Source organism: Hahella sp. HN01 (assembly GCF_018986435.1).
Taxonomy (GTDB): domain Bacteria; phylum Pseudomonadota; class Gammaproteobacteria; order Pseudomonadales; family Oleiphilaceae; genus Hahella.
In genome coordinates this window covers 139,328-164,271 of record NZ_JAHMIN010000002.1, presented here as the reverse complement: position 1 = coordinate 164,271, position 24,944 = coordinate 139,328, and the positions used below count along the sequence as shown (strand labels likewise).

The window sequence follows — 24,944 nt, the reverse complement described above, 5'->3', positions numbered from 1 at the left end:
TCAACCCGTAAATTCCTGCTTGGCCAGCTTGAGCCACTTTTTGTGGTATGAGTGGTAATGTCTGCCGGAGACCTTCGCTTTTTCCAGAATTTTCTTGAACTGCTCCTGCGATTCTCTTTCCCTGCCCTGGGCTTTCAGGAACATCCCAAACCAATAACTGGCTTCGGGGCCAGGAAAGTAGGATTCCAGCGCTTCAAACTCGTGCTTCGCTGCAGCAGTTTCGTTGAGTTCCATTAGCGCACGGGCGTATAAAAGATGCGCTTCCGCGTTTTTGAAATCAGGATTGTGGCGGATCAGATCGTCCATCACAGAACGGACTGCGCCATAGTTGTTCAGGCCAAATTCCGCCTTAGCGAGACCATACATGATGTGAGGGTCAGTCTGGTGAATACCCTTCAGGGACTTTTCATACATCGCCTTGGCTTCCCCGAACATCCCTTTCGCCAACCACTCCTCCGCCAGCCGCATGGAGGTCTCCACGCTGTCCGTAACGGAGTAGTTGAAGGCCGCCTGTTTGACCGCCTTGTCGGGATTAACGATAGACTGCATTTTGCGCTGCGCGTTTCTGCCGGTCCGGCTTCCCGCTAGCTCCGGCAGCATTTCCATCAGAAAATAAGCGACAGAACCTGCGAAGGGCAACATGACCACAATCCAGATCCAGGTTGTACTACGCCCCGTCTTCACTATGTGCATGACCAGAGCAACTTGAAAAATAATGGAAATTGCGAAAATAGGCATTTCTAACTTCTTACTCTATAACATCAGGTAAATAGAAGTGCTCAGTTTTGCGGCCCCGAATAAACGAGAGCTTAGACCGGCGCTTGCATCATCAAATGCAGGGGATACATGGCATACACCAGACCGCCTGCAAACAACAGGGAAACTCCAGCCGCCATACCCAGCAGACATTGCGCCCGCCGGTTAGTGATAGCCAGGATCAACAGCGCTACGCAGACCAATGGGGGCCACCAGGAGCTCTGCTTGAAGCCGAACGCCCATTCCGACCAAGCTGGCGCGTAACCGTAAAGGGATGTGAAAAAGTCCAAAAATTGCTGCGGCGCTTCCGTATTCATCCAATACCAGGAGACGAACGCCTGTATGAGAATGCCGGCAGCGGCCAAAAAGACGAACAGAAATGAGGTGAGTTTTTGCATAAGCCAACGCTTTGATATCTAAATCCTATAAACGCCGTTAGCAAGCAATGCGATTGACCGGCGCTCTCCCTGAATATGAGGGGCGAAAAAAAATTCTGCGCATTCTAACCGATATTTAATAAAAGAGTTCGTAATTACTTCAAAATTACGGTGAGCAGTCTGTGACGTCGTTCATTAAAAGTGAAAAAGCATAGGCATGCTTAGAGAGGCGTTGCGAACGAAGAGGAAAAGCGAAAGTCGGGATCTAAGTACTAAAGTGAAGGCGAGGACATATAGATTAGCGCCGCAACCATATCAGCTGCGGCGCGGTGGTCTATATCTTCGTCAATTCAGGTATCGGAAGAGGCGTCTCCGCCCTTTCACGGGCAGGACGCTTACGTTCGATAGTGGACTCTGGGTTCACCATTGGCTGCAGGCCTTTTCCGCTGATTCGCTCCATTCCAATATCTCTCAGCAAGTGGTCGCTCATACCATACAGGCCTTCGATACGTGGAGTTCCAACAAAAATACGACGTGCTGCAGTGTTAATGCGAACGAAAAACTTTTTCATCGTGTATTCCTCGGTTATCGCCGGGAACACATCGGGAAGGAAGGGTATCTATAGGGTACTTCAGGCGCATATCCAACCAGCCGCGATGAGTTCCGCGGCTGATAGATAGTATTTAGTGGTTCGTCAGCACACGGAAAGCTAAGGAGACAGAGCAACCTTGAGTAGATCGCAGATCCTTGGCTCTTTTTAGATGAGTTGATTGAGTCATCATGTGGCTCCTCCCTTGCATTTCTTGCGTGTACTGAGCGGCTATCAGACTCCATTTGGTTGCGCCATGTCAACCACTTATATGTGTAGTCTCGGTTTTCGCATACTGGATCTCACAAACTACCAATCCCACTCCGCATTACCGGGCCAAGGTTGAATCAAGACGCGCCATGGGGGACACTGCTGCCTCCCGGCAGGAAAAAGTGGACGCATCAAACGAATAAGATCCTCATGCCGCTTCCCTGATTGAATTACCGACCTGACCGACAGGAGACATATCGTGAACCGCAAGAGCAGACTTGGACGACTTGCCGCCGCCCTCGTACTGGGCCTGTCCATCGCCACTCACGTCGCGGCCAAAGACAAGATTGTCGTCGCTTCTAAAATCGACACGGAAGGCTCCGTGCTCGGCAACATGATCCTGCTTCGGCTGGAAAAAGCCGGCTATGAAGTAGAAGATCGCATCCAACTTGGCGCCACCAAAATCGTCCGCACCGCGCTGATCAACGGCCAGATAGACGTTTACCCGGAATACACGGGAAATGCGGCGTTTTTCTTCGACATGGCGGACAGCCCTGTCTGGAAGGACTCGGCCAAAGCCTACGCCACAGCAAAAGAAAAAGATCTCGCCGCCAATAATCTAGTCTGGCTGCATCCCGCTGACGCAAACAACACCTGGGCGATTAGCGTACGCGGCGATTTGGCGCGAGAGCAAAAACTGACGACCCTGGATGACCTTTCCCGTTTTCTCAAAGATGGTGGAGAAATAAAGCTCGCCGCCAGCGCCGAGTTTGTGGAGTCGGATTTCGCCCTGCCCGCCTTTCAGAAAGCCTATGAATTTGAACTGGCCGCCGATCAGCTGCTGGTGTTGTCGGGCGGCAACACCGCTGCGACCATTCGCGCCGCCGCCTTACGCACCAACGGCGTCAATGCGGCGATGGCGTATGGCACCGACGGCGGCCTGAGCGCACTGGATATGGTGGTGCTGCAGGACCCGCGCAACGTGCAGCCGGTCTATGAGCCGGCGGCGGTAATACGCGGCGAGATATTGAAAGCGAATCCGGATATAGGTCCGATGATCGACGCTATATTCGAAAAGCTCGACTTGACCACGCTGCAACGTCTCAACGCAGATGTCGCCGTTAACGGTCTTGACCCCAAAGAAGTGGCCCGGGAGTTCTTAAAATCCGCCGGACTGCTCTAACCCATATATTGCCGGCGGGAGACCGCAGCGCGCTGCAAGGCGCAAATCGCGTGACGCTTTCAATGTCCGTCCTGGCCATCGCGGCGCTGCTGTTTCTAGATTTTGCTTCCTTTCAACCGAACCGCATACTGCCTGGGGAGGGCGTTGCCTTACTGGACGCTCTTTCCCTTCGATGGACCCTGCCGGTTTTCGCCGGCGCGCTCGCTATCGCTTTGTTATCCTGGCGCCCGGACCGCCATGCCTATCTTGCCATATTGCTGACGGCGACCACCCTGGTCGCCTTCTTGCCTGTGCTGGCGGGCGTATTTGGACTAGAGCGCGCAATCGAAGGGCTGCAACATGGCCGTGCGGCGCTGGGTAGCGGCTTTTGGCTGGCGGGCTTCTTCATGGCGCTGATCATGATTGAAGCCTGCCACAAGCTACAGGCCGGAATCTGGCTGAAACTCGCCAGCGTCACCGTCGTCGTCGCGGGCATCGCAATCGCCTACTCCTATGGCGTACTGGAGAAGTTATCCCTGGCGCAAGAGTTTCATGTCAGGCAACGCCAGTTTGTGACGGAGATGGGCGCGCATTTCAACCTCGTTTTCTGGTCAATGCTGCCCAGCGCGGTGATGGGCATGGCGCTCGCTATCTGGGCGACGCGCTCGGAAAAGGCCCGACGGGGGCTGTTTGGGGTGCTTAGCGTGGTGCAGACGATTCCCAGCCTGGCGCTTTTTGGCCTACTGATCGCACCTCTGAGTTACCTCGCCAACGAGTTTGGGTGGCTGCGCGCTATCGGCGTTCAGGGGATCGGCTTCACCCCCGCGTTGATCGCCCTGATTGGCTACAGTTTACTGCCCATGACCCGTAACGCTTACGTCGCTCTCACCGGAACCCCTGAACCGGTTCTGGAGGCCGCTCGCGGCATGGGAATGAATGAAAGCCAGGTATTCCTGCAGGTGCGCCTGCCATTGGCGGCTCCCGTGATTCTGGAAGGACTGCGCATCATGACCGTGCAAACCATCGGCCTAACCGCCGTCGCCGCGCTAATCGGCGCCGGAGGTATGGGAACCTTCATCTTTCAGGGCCTGGGTCAGGCGGCGATGGATCTGGTGCTTTTGGGCGCCATTCCCACAATCCTGTTCGCCCTCGCCGCAGACGCCCTGTTCGCATTCTTGACCGCCACAACCCGAGGCGCCCCATGATCCGACTGGACAACGTTTCCATGAAATACGGCGAGCAATACGCCGTACGCAACCTCTCTTTGGACATCGCCAGCGGCGACTTTTGCGTGCTGGTAGGCACCTCCGGCTGCGGCAAATCCACCACGTTAAAAATGATCAACCGACTGGTGGAGCACAATGAAGGGCGCATTCTGATCAATAATCAGGAAATCGCCAGCTTTGAGATCAACGCGCTGCGTCGGCGTATTGGCTACGCCATTCAAAACATCGGTTTGTTTCCTCACTGGAGCGTGGCGAAAAATATCGCGGTGGTTCCTCGCCTGCTCAAGTGGGATGCGCAACGCATACACAATCGGGTCAATGAGTTACTGGAGCTGTTCGCGCTCGATCCCGCCATTTTTGCTGACAAAATGCCCCATGAATTATCTGGTGGACAGGCCCAACGCGTTGGTGTGGCGCGTGCGCTGGCGGCGGACCCGGATATTTTGCTCATGGACGAACCCTTTGGGGCTCTCGATCCCATCACCCGGGAAAGCCTGCAGGAAGAGATGCTGCGGATTCAGTCGCAGATCAAGAAAACCATCGTATTCGTTACTCACGACATTGAAGAAGCATTGAAGCTCGCCACTCGCATGGTGGTGATGGACGCCGGTCAGATCATCCAATACGACACGCCGGAAAACATTCTGCACCGCCCAGCGAATCACTTCGTCGAGAATATTATCGGCAGCCAGGACCGGGGTCTCAAAGCGGCGTCATGCAAGCAGGTGCGCGACATCATGCGCCCCGATCCACCGCGAGTACAGGGCGCCGCGCCTCCATGCAGGGGCTCGGGAAGACTGTGGGCGGTTGATGGCGCGAATGCGCCGGTGCGATTACTGCAGGCAACTGTGGATGGCGACGCCAGCTATCGTTGGCGGGAAATAGACGTCACGCCGGACATGGGCCTGCAGGCGGAAGACAGCGTCAAGCTGGCGATCTCCAAAATGCTGTGGCGCAAGGTCGCTGCGTTGCCAGTTTTATCTTCTGATGGAACCTTGCTGGCGGAAGTGCGCATGGCGGATTTGGTAGGAGGCTGCGCCTGATGTGGCGAGCCTCTATTCGTCGCGCGCCCTGGAGGGCATTGACGTCCGCGCTGCTGTTAATTCTATGCGCCAGCTTGTTTCCCCATATGGAAACGCTCTTTCGCTGGCTGCAGCCTGACGCCTCACAGGTAGTTTATGACCGCGACAGCTTTTGGCGCCTGTTACTGAGCCACGCGGGTCTGGTGCTGCTATCCGGATTTATCGCCACGGTAGTTGGCGTGGTTTCCGGCATATTGGTGACCCGGGAATCCGGACGGGATTTCCTTCCTCTGGTGAATAACATCGCTTCCATTGGTCAGACGTTTCCTCCCGTCGCCGTGCTCGCGCTGGCGGTTCCCATGACCGGCTTTGGCGGCGCGCCCACCGTGGTCGCACTGACGCTTTACGGTCTGCTGCCTGTGGTGCGTAACACAATTGCTGGTTTGGAAGGCGTCTCCGGCGCAGTGCTGGAGGCGGCGCGCGGCATGGGAATGTCGCCGTCGCAGGTGTTATGGAAGGTGGAGCTGCCTCTCGCCTTCAAAGTGATCATGGCGGGCGTGCGCACTTCTGTGACCATTAATATCGCCACCGCCGCCATCGGCTCCACCATCGGAGCCAAGACCCTCGGCGACCCTATCGTGGCGGGCTTGATCAACGGCAATACCGCCTATGTGCTACAGGGAGCCATCCTGGTGGCTTTGCTCGCGGTGGCGGCGGACGCTATTTTCGAACGCATAGAAAGCGCATCCGCCTGACAGGCTCAGGTGTTGCGGACAATTTCCATGAAGTCCTCGCCGTAGCGCTCCAGCTTGCTCTTGCCGACGCCGTTGAGAGCCAGAAACTCCATGTCGTTCTGAGGACGATGACGCAAGATTTCCATCAGTGTGGCGTCATGGAAAATCATGTAAGGCGCCACACCCTGTTCCTCCGCCAACTCCTTACGGCGGATACGCAACGCATCCCATAATGGCTGATCTTCTTCACGCAGGGATTCGCCACTGCGTCGCGGCGCTTTCGACACCACTTCTTTTACGTCGCGCCGTAACCGCACTTCCTGTTCGCCGCGCAAAATGGGTCGGCAGGATTCCGTCAACTTCAAAGCCCCGAAGCCATCCAGGTCCACATTCAACAGTCCCCGCGCGGTTAGCTGGCGCAATACCGAACGCCATTGCGCCGCATCCATATCCTCGCCAACGCCAAAAGTGGGCAGACGCTCATGACCAAATTGCTTCACCTTGTCGGTCAGCTCGCCTCGCACGACATCAATAAGATGATTGACGCCAAAGCGCTGCCCTGTGCGATAAATACAGGACAAAGCCTTCTGCGCCGCTACCGTCGCATCCCAGGTTTCCGCCGGGTTCAGACAGGCGTCGCAGTTACCGCATTGCTCTGGCGCCGTCTCTCCAAAATAGCGCAACAGCGCGCGACGGCGACAGCTGACAATTTCACACAGTCCCAGCATGGCGTCGAGTTTCTGTCTCTCCGCCCGTTTGAATTGTTCTGCGCCGGGAGAGCCTTCCATCATCTGCCGCAGTTTGATCACATCCTGCAGCCCGTATGCCATCCAGGCGGTGGAAGGCAGTCCGTCACGACCCGCGCGGCCGGTTTCCTGATAATAAGACTCAATGCTTTTGGGGAGATCCAGGTGAGCGACAAAACGCACATCCGGCTTATCAATCCCCATCCCGAAAGCGATGGTGGCCACTACGATAACGCCGTCTTCCCTTAAAAAACGCTGCTGATGCTCCTGCCTTACGTCCGCCGGCAATCCAGCGTGATACGGCAACGCATTGAAGCCTTCCTTACACAACCATTCCGCCACTTGCTCAACTTTATTGCGGGATAAACAGTAAACAATGCCTGCGTCACTGGCGTGTTCAGCACGTAAAAAGCGCAATAACTGCTGCCGCGCGTTTTGTTTCTGGGTAATGCGATATTGGATATTGGGACGATCGAAACCGCTGATGAAATGCTGCGCCTCCGTCAGTCCCAGGCGTTCGGCGATTTCCTTTCTGGTGCGCTCGTCGGCGGTGGCGGTCAGCGCCACCCTGGGCACGTGAGGGAATCGCTCCTGCAACAAGTTAAGCTGCAGATAGTCAGCGCGGAAATCGTGGCCCCATTGCGACACACAGTGGGCTTCATCGATGGCGAACAGGGAGATAGGCGTGCGTTGCAGCAGTTCCAGCGTACGCTCCTGAGTCAAACGCTCTGGCGCGATATAGAGCATATCCAGCTCCTGGTCCAGCAAGGCACGTTCCATATCCCGCAACTCCGCCAGACTGAGGCTGGAATTCAGGAAACCCGCATTAACGCCGACCTGTCGCAGAGCGTCCACCTGGTCCTGCATCAATGCGATCAAAGGAGAAATCACCACTCCTACGCCATTACGCAAGATAGCGGGAATTTGATAGCAAAGTGATTTACCGCCGCCGGTAGGCATCAAAACCAGGGCGTCCCGGCCAGCCATCAGTTCCCCGATGACGGCTTCCTGCGGGCCGCGAAATGCCTCGTACCCGAATAAGGTCTGCAAAGCCTGCAGTGGCGATTGAAGAGAAGATGATATGCGATTCATAGCCGCGCATTATACAGGTTGCAGCCAGGGCTCACAGTAGAGATAACCCTGGCGGATGACCGTCAGGGTCTACGCGACGAATTGTCTCCGAAACTCATCCATTGAGCGTGGTCATAAAGACGGAACGATAAAAGACAAAAGTTTGGAAAGGTGAGTCGACAAAGACTCACTCGCCCCACAGCCAAAGCTGATTGGCGCCGCCGTGAAACATCCACTGACCAACCATAGCGCCATCCTCCGAGCCATATGCGTCGACGACAATCGCCGCGTCCGACGTCGTTTTGATAGCGCCGTCAGCGAAATCAAATGTCTGATTCGCGGACGTAGAACAAGTCTCCACGAATAAGGTCGCGCCGTTGTAGTTCTCGCTATGGTGGCTTAGACAGTCTCCCGCCGCGTTGTACAACGTTCGAGCCACACTATCGTAGAACCAGAGCTGTTGCGAGGCGTCTCCACATGCCTGCAACTCAGGAGATGCACTCCCTGCTTGCACACCCAGACACAGTCCGCTGCGCGCACTTTTTAACGGACGGAAATGGGAAGCGGCGACGCCGTTGACGCGTTCTTCCTGCCCCCACTGAGCGAACTGTTTCTCCGTGTTTTCTTTCAGGCTTTTCAGCTGGGCGTAATCAAGCCAATTGAAGATATCTTTCTCATAGGTGACAAACAGGGAGTCACTGCGCTTGTTGCGCATACGGCCATCTTCAAAAATCCACTCCTGGTTGTCGCCTCCATGACATCCCCAAAGCGCCAGATTGACGCCTGGCGTAACGCCAAGGCCATCCATACATAACTTGGCGTTGGCTTTGGGATGCACTGCGCCATTAGTGTCCCACCACCATTTCTGCTTATCGCCGCCATTGCAGGCAACCGGACGAATCATCGCGAGATGACCGACATAATCAGGTTGCAAACAACGGCCGGCGATTTTCAATTCGCGCCAGCGGGGGCGTGCGTTGGCTTCCGCTACCGTGTAGCCGCCATCGGAATCATCTTCGTTAGCAGCGAGACCTTTCAGCAAGTCCACCAGCTCTCCAGAAAGGTTATCGCGCAGGATGTCGTCTCCGCTGACCAGCTTGCCTTGCATGGCGTCGCCAATGACGCCAATCACTCGGCCTGCGCTCGGCGGCGCCAGACCGTCATACTCCGAGGAAGCAATCAAGCCTTCATAGCCAATCAGGTTGGATTCGTGAATCTTGAACAACGTCTTATCGAACACTTCCACCCGGAAGGAAGCCCCGGCCTGAGCGCCCGCCCACAACTCATAGTTGGATTTGGCGGGATTGATGGCGTCTACATCAGCATTCATGCGGGAAAAGACGTAAATATTGGCACCAGGACCAGCGACGCCGTAGAACATGAACTCCATTTCTGGACCGGCGTACACGCGCGCATTGGCGGAGCCATCGCCCTGAGGCAAAGGCATATCGAATTTCTGTTGGCTCTCGTTGACGGTAGACCAGCGATTATCTGCGTACAGCAAGCCCACCTGAGCGCTTAACTCGTGGCTGGCGCTGATGTCCACGTTGACGTCGACTTTACCGTCCACACCCATGACCAGCACGATTTCCGGTACAATCACCACCGGTATTGGCCCAATCTGGAAATTGATCGGGTCCACATCAAAACGCGCCAATTCAGTCTTCTGATTAATGCTGGCCAGCTCGACATCAGATTTCAACGCCAAAGCGCTACCGATTTTGCTGTCTACGACGAACTCCGCACGCGTCGCCTGGAAGTGCTCAATTTCCAGATCAAAAATGAAGTTGCTACTGAAACCCACACACCCTGTGACGGTGACATAAGGCGCCGCCTCGGTGGCCTCGAAAGCGATGCGGAAATCTTTGTCCGCACAGGCGTCAGGCAGGTCCGCCGATTCTCCAGGAGCATATACGGTGATGCCCCGCGCGGATAAATCCAGTCCCTTGGCGGCCAAACGCGGCCTTGGAGACGCGCTGGGATTCAAGGCGCCGCTCAGTGAAACGTCAGCCTCTTCCACGACATCAGTCAGCTGCGCGTCTTCCACCGACAAGACCGTGGAGCCATCGACTTCAGACTTGCTCTTGACCCGCTTTAAGAAACCATAAGGCGCATTGTCCGAAGCGCCGGACACAATCACCGAACCGGGCTTCACGTCCGCAACAGCCTTCTCCGACTCAAACACCATCTCAGAGGAGCCCACCGTTTCTGGTCGCAACGCGCCAGCGTCTTCGATCACCTTGGCGTCCTGCGACACCTTAGGTCCATCGCTACAGGCGGCGAGCAGGGTTGTAAGCAGAGTTAGCGTAAGCGTCCTTCTGAGCGTGGTCATCGCGGTCATCCCGGAATTAAGTATTTGGCAAGTATGAAAAAACCTTAATTTTAGGTGAAGAAACAACCTCGCGAAACGACAATAGGGCCTAGTCTCTTAAGCCTCGGGCTAACAAATACGGCCTGTTTCCGGGGGCCAACGCTGTCCCCCGCGTCATCATTCCTTAACATAACTCCGTCTTAATGCTCCCCGGTTGGCCTGTCGTGACGAGTTATCCATAACGTACCATTTTCAGACTGAATCGCTGAAAAATTGATCTGGATAAAAAAGATGCTATTTATATGTTGCGACAATGGCCGCCCTTGAATTTCCTGCAAGCGACGCTAATTAATCCGCCGCTTGCGTTTTGCGGAAGCAACGAATGCTAAAACTCCAGTTGGAGTTATTTTCCGGGTCGCTCCAAGCGGCCCTTTTTTTGTTTAAAAGGCTGTTTTTAGGGTTGAAAATCGGGCTCTAATTTTTAGTTTTTTTGTTTAAAATCATATAATTAATTGACACATCAAACTTTTTTAATAAAAACCTGAATAAAATGCATACAACCTTAAAGATTACTGCTAGACTGCTTTCTGTTGGCTTAATCAGCTAATGGCGACTCCGCGAATTTGTGCGTTTGCTTGCGGTGTCACTTTATTTGTGGAAAACGCATAAATCACACGAGATCGATATGAATATTTACGTTGGAAATCTGGCCTACGGCGTCACTGAAGAAGAATTGAGAGAAGCTTTTTCCTCTTTTGGAGAAGTTACCAGCGCTAACCTGATCATTGACCGTAATACCGGCCAGTCCAAAGGTTTCGCGTTTGTCGAGATGTCGAACAACTCTGAAGCGGACGCCGCTATCAAGGGTCTGAACGACACAGCGTTGAAAGGCCGCAATATCAAAGTAAACCAAGCTAAGCCACGTGAAGAGCGTCCAGCTCGCAGACCACGTTACTAAGCAGTTTACTGCGGTCTGCGCAGTTTCGGCAGACTGACAAGGCGGGCGCTTCGGCGCCCGTTTTGTTTTTTAGGCTTTTGAATTCCCCTCCCCCACTTTTCTCTCTTTCTAATCTCCTCGTCGCTTAGCTTAACCCTCTCAACTCTGCTCTCTCTTAAAGCCCGTTAGCGCCTATCTATCAATGCGCCCCTTTCGATAGCAATTAGTAATTGAATTGATATTTTTTTATAAATTTATTCAATCGCCCATCTCTGCGACACTGCTCCTCGTCTTAAAGATTAAGCACTTAGCTACCAGCTCAAGTGAATGAAAAACGAAATATAGAGGATCAATAAATGTTACAGAGTAGAGAAGGACAAACCGTACCCAGCGTTACTTTCAATCTGCGTGAAGGAGAAAAATGGGTTCAGGTGACCACCGACGATCTGTTCAAAGGCAAAAACGTTATCGTATTCGCACTGCCGGGCGCCTTCACCCCCACTTGCTCAAGCACGCATTTGCCGCGCTACAACGAGCTGGCGCCCGTGTTCAAACAAAACGGCATCGACGCGATTATCTGTTTGTCCGTTAACGATACTTTCGTCATGAACTCCTGGAAGGCGGACCAGAAAGCAGAAAATATTTTCTTCCTCGCGGACGGCAACGGTGAGTTTTCCGAAGGCATGGGCATGTTGGTGGAAAAAAGCGAGTTGGGCTTCGGCAAACGTTCCTGGCGTTACAGCATGCTGGTGCGGGACGGCGTGATTGAGAAAATGTTCATCGAGCCTGAACTGCCGGGCGACCCTTTCAAGGTAAGCGACGGCGACACCATGCTCAACTACATTAATAAAGAAGCGGTGCTACCCAGCCGGGTCACCGTATTCAGCAAGCCAGGGTGCCCACACTGCGCCCGCGCCCACCAGCTGTTGAACGATCGCGGCATCAGCTTTGAGAACATCGTTCTGGGCGCAAACGGTCTTAGCTACAGCACACTGCAGGCTGTGACGGGCCAAGGCACCACGCCGCAGATTTACATTGACGGACAGCGCATCGGCGGCGCTGATGATCTGGAAGCCCACTTCGGCGTGTAACGCACGCAAGCCAACGTCGGTCCGGCGTATAACCAGACCGGACCGACTAACCAGGAATACAGCAAGCAGGGGAGATAACCCAGTGCAAACACGCAAAGTGGACGTAGCAATTATTGGAGCCGGCACTGCAGGCTTGGGCGCATACCGCGCCGCGCGCGAGCACACGCAAAATGTGCTATTGATTGAAAGCGGACCCTACGGCACCACTTGCGCCCGCGTCGGATGCATGCCCAGCAAGCTGTTAATCGCCGCAGCGGAAGCCGCCCATCACCATCGTCATTCTGATCTGTTCGGCGTTGCTTCCAACAACCCTCATATCGACGGCCGCAAAGTCATGGAGCGAGTGCGCAATGAGCGAGACCGTTTCGCCGGATTCGTCGTCGATTCCGTGGAAGGATTTCCCGCCGAACATAAGGTTCGCGGTAAAGCTAAATTTATTTCACCACATCGATTACAGGTGGATGACGACCTTATCGTTGAGGCGCAGCGCATCGTCATCGCCACCGGGTCACGCCCCAATGTGCCGCCCTTTTTGAAAAACGCAGGCGACCGTCTGATTATCAATGACGATCTGTTTGAATGGCGCGATCTGCCCTCCAGCGTCGCGGTGTTCGGCCCCGGCGTCATTGGCCTCGAATTGGGTCAGGCTTTAAGTCGCCTTGGTGTACGAGTGCGCATGTTTGGCGTCGGCGGGGCCATTGGACCGATTCAGGACCCGGAGATTCGCGACTACGCGGAGAAAGTATTTAACCATGAGTTTCCTCTGGACCCCGACGCCAAAGTCAGCAGCGTGAAGCGCACCGACCAGGGCGTGGCGATCACCTTCCTGGATAAGGAACAGGGAGAGATCACGGAAACGTTCGAATATGTGCTCGCCGCGACCGGACGCCGTCCCAACGTCGACAATGTGGACATTGAAAAGGCGGAGTTGCAAATGGACGCCAGAGGCATGCCGGTGTTTGATCGTTACACCATGCAGTGCGGCGACAGCGCCATCTTCATCGCCGGCGACGCCAACAATGATCTGCCTCTATTGCATGAGGCCGCTGATGAAGGCCGCATCGCTGGTGACAACGCCGGCCGCTATCCTGATATTCGCGCCGGCAAACGACGGACGCCCATTGGCGTGGTGTTCAGCGATCCACAGATCGCGTCTTTGGGGCTGAATATCAATCAGGTGAAAGAACGCTGTCGCAGTTGCTATGCTGAAGGTGTAGTGTCTTTCGAAGATCAAGGACGCAGTCGGGTGATGGGTAAAAACCTCGGCCTGCTGAAAGTGTACGGCGAACAAGGCACGGGCCTGTTTCTGGGGGCGGAAATGTTTGGCCCCGCAGCGGAGCATATCGCCCACCTGCTCAGCTGGTGCGTGCAGCAGCGCCTGACGGTCAGTCAGATTCTGGAGATGCCCTTTTACCACCCGGTGATAGAAGAAGGCGTGCGCACGGCGCTACGCGATCTGAACAGCAAACTCCATTTGGGGCCTGACGTCATCGAGCGTTGTCTTGATTGCGGACCCGGCGCCTAAGCAAATCACTAACAGGAGGAAAGCTATGAACGCAGATATCAAAATCAGCGACTTTATGGACACGCAGCCCGCGTTCGTCGCCGCCGACGCCTCCATTATTGAGGCGGTGGACATCCTTCTGAAAAAAGGGATATCCGGCGCGCCGGTGGTGAATGAACACAAACATGTGATCGGCTTCATATCCGAGAAGGACTGCATCAAGAAACTACTGCTAAGCAGCTACCATTGCGACGCCCCCGCCACTGTGGGCGAGGTCATGCACAAGGCCACCGTGACGGTGGACCCCGAGGCGAGCATCGTCGACCTGGCTAACTACATGGACGACCATCGTCCCAAAGTCTATCCGGTGGTGGACGATGGCAAGCTGGTCGGGGTCATCAGCCGCACTCACGTACTGATGGCGCTCAAGCAAAAGCAGTTACAGTGCAGTCAACACTCCTGACGCATCCCTGCGTCATCGCTCAACCCGACGCTGGCGCAAGGCCATGGGCTTCCATGGCTTTGCGGTGCGCTTCGACGAATTCTTTCGGCATTCGCGTCGGCTTGCCACTCTTCATATCTATGCAGGCGTAATAGCTGTTGGCGCGGACAATGGTTTTGCCGTCCGCAGGGCGAAATATCTGAAAGTGACGGCTGGACTGTATGCGTCCGTCGCACGCCGTAATCCAGGTGCCGATATACAACTCATCGTCGGCATGGGAAGCGGCAAGGTAATCCACTTCCGTACGGGTGATCGCCATGGCTTTACCCAATTTCTCATGGGCGGCCCAACTCATTCCGAGCGGGTCGATATGGCGCCAGCTGACTTCCTCCATCCAATTGAGGTAAGTCGTGTTGTTGGTGTGTCCCAGCCGGTCTGTGTGCGGCTCAAGGACTTTGATGGGCATGATGAAGGGGTTAAGCATGTCCCAACTGATTGCATCGACATAGGTCATTTCACGTTTTTTCCGTTTCTTGTTGGTTTACAGGCTGTCGCCGCCGGCTATGGGGAACCGGTAGCAGCCCTTTTAGATTAACGCAAACCGGATTTATGTGAACTCATCCAACAAGATTACGTTTTTCAGATTTTTGAAGCAAAAACACAACGGAAATAGGGACTTGCCGCTGTCTACACTGCATAGTGACTCAGGATCTTTTGCAATCCTGGGATGACATCAACCCGAGTTTATTTGCAGGAACGCTCCCGGCGGCTAAGGGAGTCCGGGACAGTAAAGAACTCAACTGCGGGCGCTGAGCCGCCCGATACAAGGAGCGGGCAATGTTATACACCAACGAAATGTTTAATATTCTGAAGACCCTGCGTCGCCGTTTCAAAGAAGAGAACCTGGGAACCTTGCGTCTCACTGATCCCGATGTTCTGCAGAACGTCGTCGAATTCGCCAAACTCTCCGATGTCAGCACGACCAAGGATATGGCGCACACTTTGTTGAAAATGACGGGTACCTCTGTCAGCCGGGTGGAGCTGGAAGGGCGCGACAATCACCCCGCCGCGCACCTGCCTGCGAATTTTCACGGTGAATCCATTCGCGGCCGCATAGAGGCCAGTCAGGAAGCTCATTTGAAAGTCTTGCCGGGGCGCGCCACCGCGTGAGCCTTATCTCCGTCCGCCGGGTGACAATAGGAATTGTCCCTTCAGCGCATGCTTGCAGCTGGCCCGGCAGAGCGAAATCCCATCCGTTCCCTCACCTCGTCGCTTCCAACCGCCTGATCCTGATATCAGCCCTTGTCGCCCAAGGTCGCGATAAAAGACTCCGCTTCGGCGATGGATTTCTCCATATCCGCAACCAGCCTGGACACATTGCTCTCGACTGAGCGCAGCTCCCCTTTCAAGCCATCGATCGCAGACGCGTTAAGATTGTGCTTGAGATACAACACCTGATCACGCAGTGCGTTAAGCACCGGCTGCATGCGGTTTTCCGCCGCCCGCATGGCGGTGATGAGGCGCTGATATTTCTTCTTGGTGGCGGCCAGTTTGGCGGCGCTGTCCTGTTTCAGCTTGGGACTGGTGTAAAGCTCCAGCTCCTCTTCCCATTCCTCGAACAAGGCTTCGGATACGTCCTCCACGGCATCGATGCGTTTGCTCACCTCTTCCGCCGCGTCTTCGCTGTCTTCAAACGCCGCGCTGAGCTGATCATATTGCTTCTGCAACGTGGAATCCTTTTTGCCGAACATGCTTTGGAAACGATCCAGCGCCGACTTGAACTCCTCTTTGGCCTCCTCCTGAGCGTCACGGGCCGCGCCGACGCGATCCACCATAATGTCGCGCTTATGCACGCCCACTTTTTCCATGGCGCTGTAATAGGCGCTCTGACACGCGGACAGTCCCAGCAACAGACAGATCAGCAGTGGTAGACGGACTAACAGAGAAGACATGGCAAGTTCCTTATCCTGATTTCATAACAGTGCGCCCGGGGATTGTAGGCCCTGACCTCTGGCGCTGCAAATCAGCCGCCTACCGCGGAAGCCCGCGCTCTGCGGCCTAAACTATTTATACCCACCCTGACGGGGAAAACGATATTATGTCGCTTCGGAGTAAAGCCCGCGCGTTAACGCGCGACACAAAGAAGATCGGCCACGCATTTATAACCATAACCAGGCCGGCGACAGTTTCTGCAACAACCTCAACCATACATAATGGAGATAATCCGTGAAAATTCGTCATTTACTTTCCGTATCCTTGCTTGGCCTCAGCAGCGTTGCAATGGCCGCAGGCCTTCCCAAAACCGCCAACCCTGAAAACGCCAAAGCCTATATTATCTCGCCAACCGACGGCGAAACCGTATCCAGCAAATTCGTGGTGCGCTTCGGTCTGGAAGGCATGGGCGTGGCGCCGGCTGGCGTTGAGCGCGAAAACACCGGACATCATCACCTGCTCATCGACGGCGAAAAGATGCCGGACATGAATATGCCCCTGGGCGCGGACGTCAAACACTTTGGCGGCGGCCAGACTGAAACCACACTGGAACTGCCGCCTGGACAGCACACCCTGCAATTGATCCTGGGCGATCATTTGCACCAGCCCCACGCGCATCCTGTGGTGTCTGACAAAGTCACCATCACCGTAAAGTAAGGGCGTAACCGTTATTTAGAAAATGAAGCGGTAGCCCTGCGGCTATCATCTTTTCTTAATAATGCGTCTCTATAACTGGAGACGACGCCCCTTAGAAACGAACGCCGGCCTGCCATTCGAGCTGTAAGCAGGCCCGGCGGCTCTTTGACATTGGTTGTCTTCCCGCAACGGCTCGATTCCAACCCCGCTCTCATCTGGCAAGACCAGAGTGCGACGCGCCGTTCACATTTCGTACATGTCAAATATTGCTGCATAAAGAGGATTATCATGAATGCGTCCAAACTGCTTGGGACAGCAGCCCGCTTTTTATTGGGCGGCGCACTGGCGGCTCATCCCTTCCTGGCTTCCGCTGAATCTCATTGGCGTGACCGTCACGCCACGGAAACAGTGAGATTCGCCACGTTCAATGCTTCGTTGAACCGTTCCGCGCCGGGAGAGCTCATCGCAGATCTGAACAGCGGCGACAACGCCCAGATACAGGCGGTGGCGGAGATTATTCAGCGCACTCAGCCGGACGTGCTGCTGATCAATGAATTTGACTACGACGCCGCGGGAGAAGCCGCTCGTCTGTTCCAGCAGAATTACCTGTCGATCAGCCAGAATGGCGCTGCGCCGGCAATCTACCCTTACGTTTACTCTGCGCCATCCAACACCGGCGTGGCGTCCGGTTTTGACCTCAATAACGACGGCGTCGTCGGCGAGTCTGGATTCGAGCTGGCCAACGACGCTTTCGGCTTTGGCGTCTTCGAAGGCCAGTACGGGATGTTGCTGTTATCCAAATACCCCATTCAGGAGCAACGGGCACGCACGTTTCAGCATTTTCTCTGGCGGGACATGCCCAACGCCTTGCTGCCGGACAATCCCGACACAGACGCGCCTGCGGACTGGTTCAGTCCCGAGGAGCTGGAAGTGGTGCGCTTGTCTTCCAAGAGTCATTGGGACGCGCCGATCAATATTCGTGGACGTCGTATTCACGCGCTGGTCAGCCACCCCACGCCTCCTGTTTTCGATGGTCCGGAAGACCGCAACGGAACCCGCAATCATGATGAAATCCGTTTTTGGGCGGACTACATTTCCGGTCGTCGCATCAGCCGTTACATTGTGGATGACGAAGGTCGACGCGGCGGGCTGAGCGATAGGGAAAGCTTTGTGATCATGGGCGACGAAAACGCAGACCCGTTTGACGGCGACGCCACCCAGAATCCCATGGCGCAATTGCTGGAGCACCCACGGGTGAATGTTAAACATACGCCTCTAAGCGCGGGCTCGGCGGACGCCGCGTTCAGGCAGGGAGAGGCCAACGCCCTGCAGATCGGCAACCGCGCGCAGGACACCGGAGACTTTACCGACGCCAATCCGGGCAACCTGCGCACGGACTATGTATTGCCCTCCACCGACCTGACGATCGTCAACTCCGGCGTATTCTGGCCCAGTACTGACGATGAGCTGTATCGTCTGGTTGGCGAAGGCGGCGCCGTCAGCTCCGATCACCGCCTGGTCTGGGTGGATATCCGTCTGCGCTGAGCAGGCGCCCTCTCCTGATTTCTCTCTGATTTTCTTCTTAAAAGCGCAGTTACACTCAGTAACTGCGTTTGACATTGTTTAACCTACATTTAAATAACTAACGCGTACAATTGCCGCCAGTTTTATAACGTGACTTTCTAACTGCTTTTGTAAAGGTAACGCATGTCAAAGTTGTACGCCGCAATCTGTTCGCTTCTGCTGACCGCTTTCCTGAGCAGCGCCGCTCAGGCGACGCCTGTTGTTTTAAACGCTTATGACTCCGGCTGGTATAAGTCCAACGGTTATCATTCGCCAAGCAACACCAACTATTACACGGACAAGAAGCACAACAACTTCTTCGCCTTTGACATGAGCGAAGTGGAAGGCTCCATCGTGTCCGCCACTTTGAGCATTTTCAACCCATGCAACGGTTACGAATCCAACGATTATTCCGAGTGGTTCGCCCTGTTTGACGTGAACACCGATATCAGCACCTTGCTGTCCGGCTTTGGCGGCGTTAACGCATACAATGACCTGGGTTCCGGTGAGTTGTTCGGCGCTACCCGCGTATCCTGGAGCAGCAACTACAGCTACATCGACATCGTACTGAACGGCGCTGCGCTGACTGCATTGAACGCAGCCAACGACCTGTTCGCTCTGGGCGGTAGCCTGATCACCGCCAATGACGGCATTGACTTCCTGTTCGGCTACTCCAACAAGGGCTATAACGGCGGCAACATCAAACTGAAGCTGGAAACTGAGTCCGTACCGGTCAGCGAACCCGGCGTACCAGCGCTGCTGGCGATTGCTTTCTGCGCCTTCTTACTGAACCGCAAAAGCGCAACCAACAAAGCCTGATCCCTACCGCGGCGTACGAAAACCGGAGCATGGTCTCCGGTTTTTTTTCGTCCTGAATATGCCCTCCGGCGTTAAGCGCCATCTTCTTGTCTTCATTAGAATAATTACCACTTGCATTTACGCCGGCACAGGATAGGCTGATGAGTCTGTCGCGCCGCGCGCGGCGCGTCCCTTCCAGTCTGTACACAAGGAATCCTATGGCCTCGCAATCCCAGTCCAGCTTTCAGGCGCTGCTGAGCCTGCTGCGCTACGCTCGTGGCTACCGGCGACGCATCATCGCCGCCGGTTCGTGTTCAATCATCAACAAGCTCTTCGACATCGCTCCAGAAATCCTCATCGGTATCGCCATCGACGTCGTGGTGAACAAAGAGCAGAGTTTCGTCGCCGCGATGGGATTCAACACCCCACAGCAGCAAATTCTTGCGTTAGGGGTTTTGACGTTTTTCATTTGGGCCGGCGAGTCCATTTTCGAATACCTCCACTTGATCATGTGGCGTAACCTGGGTCAGGTATTGCAGGCGGATCTCAGACAGGACGCCTATGACCATGTCCAGCGTCTGGATATGGCGTTCTTCGAGTCGCGCAGCTCCGGGCAGCTCGTCTCCATCATCAATGACGACGTCAACCAGTTGGAGCGCTTCCTCGATGGCGGCGCCAATAACCTGATTCAGGTTTTCGTCACGGTAGTGGCCGTCGGCGGCGTCTTCCTGGCGATATCTCCCTTTATCGCCATGCTGGCCTTTACCCCGATTCCTATCATTATCTGGGGCGCCTTCTTCTTCCTGAAACGGGCCAATCCTCTGTACGCGGACGTGCGTGAAAAAGTGGGCGGGCTGGCGTCCCGTCTGGCTAATAACATTGGCGGCATCGCCACGATCAAGAGTTTTACCGCGGAAGCGCAGGAATCCGAACGCCTGCGCGAAGCCAGCGACGCCTATGTTCAGGCCAACCGCAAGGCGATCGCAGTCAGCTCCGCTTTCATTCCGGTTATTCGGATGGCGATTCTGGCGGGCTTTCTCGCCACCTTCACCGTGGGCGGTATGCAGGCCCTTTCCGGTGAACTCAACGCCGGTGCTTATGGCGTGCTGGTGTTTCTGACCCAGCGTCTGCTGTGGCCGTTGACCAATCTGGCGCAAACCGTGGATCTGTTTGAACGCGCCATGGCCAGCACCCGACGCATCCTGGGCGTGATTGAAACCCCCATCGACGTACGCGATGAAGGTTCGCGCTCCTTGCCGCAGCCTGTGCGCGGCGAAGTGGACTTCCAGAATGTCAGCTTCGAATACTCCGCTGGCGCGGGCGGCGTGGAAAACGTCAACTTGCAGGTCAAAGCCGGGGCCACCCTGGCGTTGGTCGGCGCCACCGGGTCCGGCAAGTCAACGCTGATCAAATTGTTGCTGCGCTTTTACAGACCCAAGCAGGGCTCGATTCTGGTGGACGGCGTGCCTATCGAACAGCTGCCTCTCAAGGAGCTTCGCGGCGCCATTGGCCTGGTCAGTCAGGATGTGTTCCTGTTCGAAGGCAGCATTCGCGACAACATCGCCTATGGCCGTCCTACCGCCAGCGAAGAGGAGATCATCTCCGCAGCCAAAACGGCGGAAGCCTGGGAGTTCATCGCGCGTCTGCCTGAAGGTCTGGATACGCCTGTCGGCGAACGCGGCGTCAAACTGTCCGGCGGCCAACGCCAGCGCTTGTCTTTGGCGCGCGCGCTGTTGAAAGATCCACCGATTCTGGTGCTTGATGAGGCCACCAGCGCCGTTGATAACGAGACCGAAGCGGCGATTCAGCGCTCGCTGAAACACATCGCCCATGGCCGCACGGTGGTGATGATCGCTCACCGTCTTTCAACGATTGTCCACGCGGACAATATCGTAGTGGTCGATCACGGCAAGGTGGTGGAGCAAGGCGGCCATCGCCAGTTGCTGGAGCGCAAGGGTATGTACTGGTCGCAATGGCAAGTGCAGACCGGCGGCGAAGCAGAAGTGGAGACGGTGTTTTCCTGAGGGAAGCCGCAAAAAGCTAAGGCGTCCATGCTGAGACGCCTTAGCTTCCCTCCAGATAGCGATTAACGATAGCGTCGAATTCGCCGCTCTGTTGCAAGCTCTGCAATGCCTGATTCAGGTTTTCCATGGTTTTCGGCGATACCGAAGCCTTACTCCCCATGATGTAAAACGTGTCGGAAACCAGACCCAGAGGGTGCACCGCAATCTCGTCTTTCCTGCCGATATCTCTGGCCAGACTGTAGATCACGATGGGGTCGGCGAAGATGCCGTCCACCCGCCTGGCCAGCAGCTTCATCAAGTTCAGTTCGTCAGACACCACGTCTTCGACATGTAGCGGTCCATCGTCTTTCTCGATGTACTTGTTGACGTCATCGCCGTAGAAATAACCCCGCGTCACGCCCAGCCTGAAACGGCTCTGAGTCATTTCCTTGAAGGATTTGAAGTGGTAACGGTCGGCGTCTTCGCGGCGGATAATCAGATTGGAGGCGGAGGTGCGATAGGTCTTTGAGAACCATGCATATTCTTCACGCGCCGCCGTCTTCTGCACCGAGGTGGCGAGATCAATTTTACCCTGACGTAATTGCAGCAGATGCCGCTTGAAGGGGATTTCGGAAAACTCCAGCTGACACCCCATTCGATCCGCCACCGCCTGAATCAGCTCAATGTCCAGACCGCTCAGGCGCCCTTCCTCGTTCTTGTACATGTAGGGACGCCAGGACTCCCAGCCAACGGATAGTGGACGATCACAATCAGCGAGCGCCGCACTGGTGAGCGCCAAGCATAGCAGTATACCCAGAACGCCAGTTCTCCGACTGTATTCGCCGCTAGAAAGGGTCATTGCATTGATCCCGAATACTGTGATTTTCCATTTCAGGCGTTTTTAGTATTGACCCTGAACACAAATTGTTCAATTTATCTCCCGACGACCTCCGCATTTTCATTGTGGATCATGCTCCGTGGTGGCGATCAGACGGGAGTCAGCCAACGCGGCGGTGCGGTGAATGACGCAGGCTTGATAGTCAGGCATGGACAACATGCGGCGAAATGCCTGGATGGAGGGATAACGCACCAACAGAACCTCATCCCATGTCTCTCCCGCTGGCGCGATCACAGACGCCTGGGCCCGTCCCATCCACAGCAACTCGCCGCCGACTTCGCGCACTTTCTGCAGCGCGGTTTGTGAGTAGGTGGCGTAGGCTTCTCTACCACTGCAATGGACGGAGGCGTCCGCATAGGCGGCGACCTCATGAAACTTCAGCAGGTTCAGCATTACAACGGGCTGATCCGCTGGCATCCGGGCTATCAATTCGGCAAGTTCTTCCCAGTCAGGATTAATCGAGGCCATCGTTTTTTCTCCATTAAATCATAGGCTTCCATCGACCTGTGTCGCACTGGGTCAGCATAATGCCGCGTTATTCCGCTCCTTTCAAAAGTTTGCGGTTCAGGTTCGCCACGGCTTCACGAAAATCCTGCGCCTGGGTAATCGCGGACACTACCGCTACAGAGCTGACGCCGGTGCTCAGGACCGCTTCGATATTACCAAGATTTATGCCGCCGATGGCGGTGAGTGGATAGTGATGGTTGAGTAACCTAACCCAGCGGGACAGCTTCTCCAGACCGACAATGCGCACTTCCTTGGTTTGCGTCGGAAAGATCGCTCCTATGGCGATGTAGCTGGGCTTTATCGACGCCGCGCGGGCCCACTCGAAGTCGCCATGCGTACTCACGCCCAGGCGCAAACCGGCACCGCGGATAGCGTCCAGATCAGCGTCAGCAATATCCTCCTGGCCCAAGTGTACGCCATATGCGCCATGTTTGATCGCAAGACGCCAGTGGTCGTTGATAAACAGGCGACAGCTATATTGCCGACCTAGTTCCGCCGCGTCCTTGATAGCCGTATCCAACAACCTCAGGTCATCGCTTTTAATGCGCAACTGACAGGTATCAATCCCTAGCGGCAATAACTTACGCAGCCACTCCACCGAGTCCACCACCGGATACAATCCCAAAGGCGATTCGCCGCAATCGGGAAAAGCGGAATAGTCCAGCCAATCCAGGCGATCGACAATTCTGGGAAAGTCCGTCATCTGTGTCGGCCAGCCCAGGCGCGCAATGGGGCCAGGTCCAGGGCCGATAGCGTATCCCTGACGCAGCCCCTGTCTCACATAAGCGCTGGCCAGCGCCGCCGCATCCAGCAGGCTTTCTCCTCTGGCGACAAAAGCCGCCAGCGCGCTGGCGAGCGTGCAGCCCGTACCGCGGCTATGACGCACAGACAGGCGCGGTTGCGCAAACCAGCAGGGTTGCTCCGACAGCCACACCAAATCCAGACAGGGTCCGTCTTGCGCCGAATGACCGCCTTTGAGCCAGACGCCTTTAGCGCCCAGCTCACGCAGCCGACCAGCGGCGGACAGCATATCCGGCGGCCCGCTGATGCGCATATCCACTAACTGCTCCGCCTCGGGAATATTCGGCGTCACCACATCGACATGAGGAAGCAGCGTTTTCAAGGCCGCCACCGCAAGGCCGAAATGGGAGCCTGTCGTGCTGCTTAACACCGGGTCAAGCACCACCAACCCGGAGAAGTCGCACAAAAACTCCTGTAGAACCTCTACCTGCTCCGCATCGGCCAGCAGCCCCACCTTAATCGCCGCCGCATCTCCGTCCGCACGCAGGGCCTGCAACTGGTCCCGTAACGCTGACGCGGAAATCGGATTAATGCTGACAACCTCCTGCGAATTTTGTGCGGTAACGGCGGTGATTGCAGCGCCGCCATGGACATCCAGTCCGTGTAAGGTGGCGAGATCCGCCTGCACTCCGGAGGCGCCCGCACTGTCTGAAGCGGCGATGATCCATACTTTCGACTTCGGGTCAGTCATAGTGGCGGTTATCTCTCAAAGCGATCAAGCAAAAGTGGCGTAAGGGAAGGCTCATTGCGACTGCCGCCGCCAAAAAGGCATGCCTATGGTGGGCGTGCTGGGGCTGGCGGTCTGCCGCGCCAGCATCAGGCCGGCGTTGTAGCCGGCGCGGCCAGCTTCCACCGCCATTTTGAATGCGCCGCCCATAGCAACTGGGTCATGGGCTTTAGCGACCGCCGTGTTCAGCAGCACGGCGTCAAAGCCCATCTCCATCGCTTCCGCCGCATGGGAGGGCGCACCCAGACCCGCATCGATAATCATCGGGGTATCCGGCAAACGTTCCCGCAACATGCGCAGGTTGTATTTGTTCAGCAATCCCTGACCGGTGCCTATCGGCGCGCCCCAGGGCATCAGCGCCTCACAGCCTGCATCCAGCAAGCGGCGACACAACACCAGATCTTCCGTGCAGTAGGGCAGCACTTTGAAGCCCCGTTTGCTCAATTCTTTCGCGGCGTCCACCAGTCCATAAGGGTCCGGCTGCAGGCTGTAATCGTCGCCAATAACCTCCAGTTTCAGCCAGTCCGTCTGAAAGATTTCCCGGGACATTTCCGCCAGCGTCACCGCCTCTTTCGCCGACTTACAGCCTGCGGTATTGGGCAGCAGTTTACAGCCGCTGGAGCGGATGTAGTCCCAAATGACTTTGCCGTCCTGGTGCGCCGGATTCTGTCGCCGCAGGGACAATGTAATGATCTCGGCGCCGCTGGCGCGCACCGCCTCCAGCATGATGGCCGGCGACGGGTACAACGCCGAACCGATCAGCAGACGACTCGCAAAAGTTTCTCCATACAGAGACAGCTTATCCACGATTTACCTCCGGTGGCGATGGCCACCTGTACTT

At 55.7% G+C, this 24,944-nt stretch carries 24 protein-coding genes; 13 read left to right on the top strand and 11 right to left on the bottom strand.

Features of this window, described 5'->3' with window-relative positions; genetic code table 11:
- The 3 genes from KP814_RS03060 to KP814_RS03050 all read right to left on the bottom strand — a co-directional run bounded on the left by KP814_RS03060 (position 1) and on the right by KP814_RS03050 (position 1,704).
- On the bottom strand, positions 1-738 hold the full coding sequence (locus tag KP814_RS03060) for a PLDc N-terminal domain-containing protein (protein ID WP_216735371.1): 738 nt from the start codon (positions 736-738) through the stop codon (positions 1-3).
- A gap of 71 nt (positions 739-809) precedes the next feature.
- Positions 810-1,154 carry a hypothetical protein gene (locus KP814_RS03055; RefSeq protein ID WP_216735370.1) on the bottom strand — a complete coding sequence of 115 codons (345 nt, stop codon included), beginning with the start codon at positions 1,152-1,154 and terminating at the stop codon, positions 810-812.
- A 313-nt stretch (positions 1,155-1,467) separates the two neighbouring features.
- The gene (locus KP814_RS03050) at positions 1,468-1,704 is read right to left on the bottom strand and encodes a hypothetical protein (protein ID WP_216735369.1); all 237 of its coding nucleotides are present in this window, start codon (positions 1,702-1,704) and stop codon (positions 1,468-1,470) included.
- A gap of 487 nt (positions 1,705-2,191) precedes the next feature.
- On the opposite strand from KP814_RS03050, the gene KP814_RS03045 reads away from it, so the two are divergent.
- The 4 genes from KP814_RS03045 to KP814_RS03030 are packed head-to-tail and all read left to right on the top strand — an operon-like array spanning position 2,192 to position 6,097.
- Positions 2,192-3,115 carry an ABC transporter substrate-binding protein gene (locus KP814_RS03045; RefSeq protein ID WP_216735368.1) on the top strand — a complete coding sequence of 308 codons (924 nt, stop codon included), beginning with the start codon at positions 2,192-2,194 and terminating at the stop codon, positions 3,113-3,115.
- Between the two features lie 50 nt (positions 3,116-3,165).
- A complete protein-coding gene (locus KP814_RS33300; protein ID WP_216735367.1) occupies positions 3,166-4,299 on the top strand; it encodes an ABC transporter permease in 1,134 nt (377 codons plus the stop codon).
- Positions 4,296-5,363 carry an ABC transporter ATP-binding protein gene (locus KP814_RS03035; RefSeq protein WP_216735366.1) on the top strand — a complete coding sequence of 356 codons (1,068 nt, stop codon included), beginning with the start codon at positions 4,296-4,298 and terminating at the stop codon, positions 5,361-5,363. The genes KP814_RS33300 and KP814_RS03035 overlap by 4 nt, the downstream gene beginning before the upstream one ends.
- A complete protein-coding gene (locus KP814_RS03030) occupies positions 5,363-6,097 on the top strand; it encodes an ABC transporter permease (RefSeq protein WP_216735365.1) in 735 nt (244 codons plus the stop codon). The genes KP814_RS03035 and KP814_RS03030 overlap by 1 nt, the downstream gene beginning before the upstream one ends.
- A gap of 5 nt (positions 6,098-6,102) precedes the next feature.
- Here the strand turns inward: KP814_RS03030 and recQ are convergent, their stop codons facing one another.
- Complete coding sequence (gene recQ, locus KP814_RS03025; RefSeq protein WP_216735364.1) at positions 6,103-7,914, bottom strand: DNA helicase RecQ; 1,812 nt, start codon at positions 7,912-7,914, stop codon at positions 6,103-6,105.
- A gap of 166 nt (positions 7,915-8,080) precedes the next feature.
- Positions 8,081-10,225: a ricin-type beta-trefoil lectin domain protein gene (locus tag KP814_RS03020; protein WP_216735363.1), complete on the bottom strand. Its 2,145-nt coding sequence runs from the start codon at positions 10,223-10,225 to the stop codon at positions 8,081-8,083.
- Between the two features lie 664 nt (positions 10,226-10,889).
- Here KP814_RS03020 and KP814_RS03015 point away from each other — a divergent pair.
- From KP814_RS03015 to KP814_RS03000, 4 genes are all read left to right on the top strand, one after another.
- Positions 10,890-11,162: an RNA-binding protein gene (locus tag KP814_RS03015; RefSeq protein ID WP_011394151.1), complete on the top strand. Its 273-nt coding sequence runs from the start codon at positions 10,890-10,892 to the stop codon at positions 11,160-11,162.
- 335 nt (positions 11,163-11,497) lie between these two features.
- On the top strand, positions 11,498-12,232 hold the full coding sequence (locus tag KP814_RS03010; RefSeq protein WP_216735362.1) for a glutathione peroxidase: 735 nt from the start codon (positions 11,498-11,500) through the stop codon (positions 12,230-12,232).
- A gap of 82 nt (positions 12,233-12,314) precedes the next feature.
- Positions 12,315-13,757, top strand: a complete 1,443-nt coding sequence (locus tag KP814_RS03005) for a dihydrolipoyl dehydrogenase (RefSeq protein ID WP_216735361.1) — start codon at positions 12,315-12,317, stop codon at positions 13,755-13,757.
- A gap of 25 nt (positions 13,758-13,782) precedes the next feature.
- Positions 13,783-14,199, top strand: coding sequence for a CBS domain-containing protein (locus KP814_RS03000; protein ID WP_127967898.1), 417 nt, complete (start codon positions 13,783-13,785; stop codon positions 14,197-14,199).
- A gap of 19 nt (positions 14,200-14,218) precedes the next feature.
- Here KP814_RS03000 and KP814_RS02995 read toward each other — a convergent pair whose 3' ends face one another.
- Complete coding sequence (locus KP814_RS02995; protein ID WP_127967897.1) at positions 14,219-14,692, bottom strand: thioesterase family protein; 474 nt, start codon at positions 14,690-14,692, stop codon at positions 14,219-14,221.
- A 323-nt stretch (positions 14,693-15,015) separates the two neighbouring features.
- On the opposite strand from KP814_RS02995, the gene KP814_RS02990 reads away from it, so the two are divergent.
- Positions 15,016-15,348, top strand: coding sequence for a hypothetical protein (locus KP814_RS02990; RefSeq protein ID WP_216735360.1), 333 nt, complete (start codon positions 15,016-15,018; stop codon positions 15,346-15,348).
- Positions 15,349-15,473: 125 nt separating this feature from the next.
- Here the strand turns inward: KP814_RS02990 and KP814_RS02985 are convergent, their stop codons facing one another.
- On the bottom strand, positions 15,474-16,130 hold the full coding sequence (locus KP814_RS02985) for a DUF2959 domain-containing protein (protein ID WP_216735359.1): 657 nt from the start codon (positions 16,128-16,130) through the stop codon (positions 15,474-15,476).
- A gap of 274 nt (positions 16,131-16,404) precedes the next feature.
- Here KP814_RS02985 and KP814_RS02980 point away from each other — a divergent pair, with 274 nt between their 5' ends.
- The 4 genes from KP814_RS02980 to KP814_RS02965 all read left to right on the top strand — a co-directional run bounded on the left by KP814_RS02980 (position 16,405) and on the right by KP814_RS02965 (position 21,191).
- Positions 16,405-16,827: a DUF4399 domain-containing protein gene (locus tag KP814_RS02980; protein ID WP_216735358.1), complete on the top strand. Its 423-nt coding sequence runs from the start codon at positions 16,405-16,407 to the stop codon at positions 16,825-16,827.
- A 267-nt stretch (positions 16,828-17,094) separates the two neighbouring features.
- Complete coding sequence (locus tag KP814_RS02975) at positions 17,095-18,351, top strand: endonuclease/exonuclease/phosphatase family protein (protein WP_216735357.1); 1,257 nt, start codon at positions 17,095-17,097, stop codon at positions 18,349-18,351.
- A gap of 162 nt (positions 18,352-18,513) precedes the next feature.
- On the top strand, positions 18,514-19,188 hold the full coding sequence (locus KP814_RS02970; RefSeq protein ID WP_216735356.1) for a hypothetical protein: 675 nt from the start codon (positions 18,514-18,516) through the stop codon (positions 19,186-19,188).
- Between the two features lie 197 nt (positions 19,189-19,385).
- Entirely contained in the window at positions 19,386-21,191 is a 1,806-nt protein-coding gene (locus KP814_RS02965; RefSeq protein WP_216735355.1) for an ABC transporter ATP-binding protein, read from the top strand.
- A gap of 40 nt (positions 21,192-21,231) precedes the next feature.
- Here KP814_RS02965 and KP814_RS02960 read toward each other — a convergent pair whose 3' ends face one another.
- From KP814_RS02960 to KP814_RS02945, 4 genes are all read right to left on the bottom strand, one after another.
- Entirely contained in the window at positions 21,232-22,029 is a 798-nt protein-coding gene (locus tag KP814_RS02960) for an ABC transporter substrate-binding protein (RefSeq protein ID WP_216735354.1), read from the bottom strand.
- A gap of 99 nt (positions 22,030-22,128) precedes the next feature.
- A complete protein-coding gene (locus tag KP814_RS02955) occupies positions 22,129-22,536 on the bottom strand; it encodes a DUF1330 domain-containing protein (protein WP_216735353.1) in 408 nt (135 codons plus the stop codon).
- 67 nt (positions 22,537-22,603) lie between these two features.
- Positions 22,604-24,067 (bottom strand): thiamine phosphate synthase, encoded by a 1,464-nt coding sequence (thiE, locus tag KP814_RS02950; protein WP_216735352.1) that lies wholly within the window; start codon positions 24,065-24,067, stop codon positions 22,604-22,606.
- Between the two features lie 51 nt (positions 24,068-24,118).
- Positions 24,119-24,910 (bottom strand): thiazole synthase, encoded by a 792-nt coding sequence (locus KP814_RS02945; protein ID WP_216735351.1) that lies wholly within the window; start codon positions 24,908-24,910, stop codon positions 24,119-24,121.
- Positions 24,911-24,944: the final 34 nt, after the last annotated feature.

Coding starts and splice junctions, on each gene's coding strand:
- KP814_RS03060 (WP_216735371.1), bottom strand. CDS start 738: ATGCCTATTTTCGCAATTTCCATTATTTTTCAAGTTGCTCTGGTCATG.
- KP814_RS03055 (WP_216735370.1), bottom strand. CDS start 1,154: ATGCAAAAACTCACCTCATTTCTGTTCGTCTTTTTGGCCGCTGCCGGC.
- KP814_RS03050 (WP_216735369.1), bottom strand. CDS start 1,704: ATGAAAAAGTTTTTCGTTCGCATTAACACTGCAGCACGTCGTATTTTT.
- KP814_RS03035 (WP_216735366.1), top strand. CDS start 4,296: ATGATCCGACTGGACAACGTTTCCATGAAATACGGCGAGCAATACGCC.
- KP814_RS03030 (WP_216735365.1), top strand. CDS start 5,363: ATGTGGCGAGCCTCTATTCGTCGCGCGCCCTGGAGGGCATTGACGTCC.
- recQ (WP_216735364.1), bottom strand. CDS start 7,914: ATGAATCGCATATCATCTTCTCTTCAATCGCCACTGCAGGCTTTGCAG.
- KP814_RS03020 (WP_216735363.1), bottom strand. CDS start 10,225: ATGACCACGCTCAGAAGGACGCTTACGCTAACTCTGCTTACAACCCTG.
- KP814_RS03015 (WP_011394151.1), top strand. CDS start 10,890: ATGAATATTTACGTTGGAAATCTGGCCTACGGCGTCACTGAAGAAGAA.
- KP814_RS03010 (WP_216735362.1), top strand. CDS start 11,498: ATGTTACAGAGTAGAGAAGGACAAACCGTACCCAGCGTTACTTTCAAT.
- KP814_RS03000 (WP_127967898.1), top strand. CDS start 13,783: ATGAACGCAGATATCAAAATCAGCGACTTTATGGACACGCAGCCCGCG.
- KP814_RS02995 (WP_127967897.1), bottom strand. CDS start 14,692: ATGACCTATGTCGATGCAATCAGTTGGGACATGCTTAACCCCTTCATC.
- KP814_RS02990 (WP_216735360.1), top strand. CDS start 15,016: ATGTTATACACCAACGAAATGTTTAATATTCTGAAGACCCTGCGTCGC.
- KP814_RS02985 (WP_216735359.1), bottom strand. CDS start 16,130: ATGTCTTCTCTGTTAGTCCGTCTACCACTGCTGATCTGTCTGTTGCTG.
- KP814_RS02975 (WP_216735357.1), top strand. CDS start 17,095: ATGAATGCGTCCAAACTGCTTGGGACAGCAGCCCGCTTTTTATTGGGC.
- KP814_RS02970 (WP_216735356.1), top strand. CDS start 18,514: ATGTCAAAGTTGTACGCCGCAATCTGTTCGCTTCTGCTGACCGCTTTC.
- KP814_RS02965 (WP_216735355.1), top strand. CDS start 19,386: ATGGCCTCGCAATCCCAGTCCAGCTTTCAGGCGCTGCTGAGCCTGCTG.
- KP814_RS02960 (WP_216735354.1), bottom strand. CDS start 22,029: ATGACCCTTTCTAGCGGCGAATACAGTCGGAGAACTGGCGTTCTGGGT.
- KP814_RS02955 (WP_216735353.1), bottom strand. CDS start 22,536: ATGGCCTCGATTAATCCTGACTGGGAAGAACTTGCCGAATTGATAGCC.
- thiE (WP_216735352.1), bottom strand. CDS start 24,067: ATGACTGACCCGAAGTCGAAAGTATGGATCATCGCCGCTTCAGACAGT.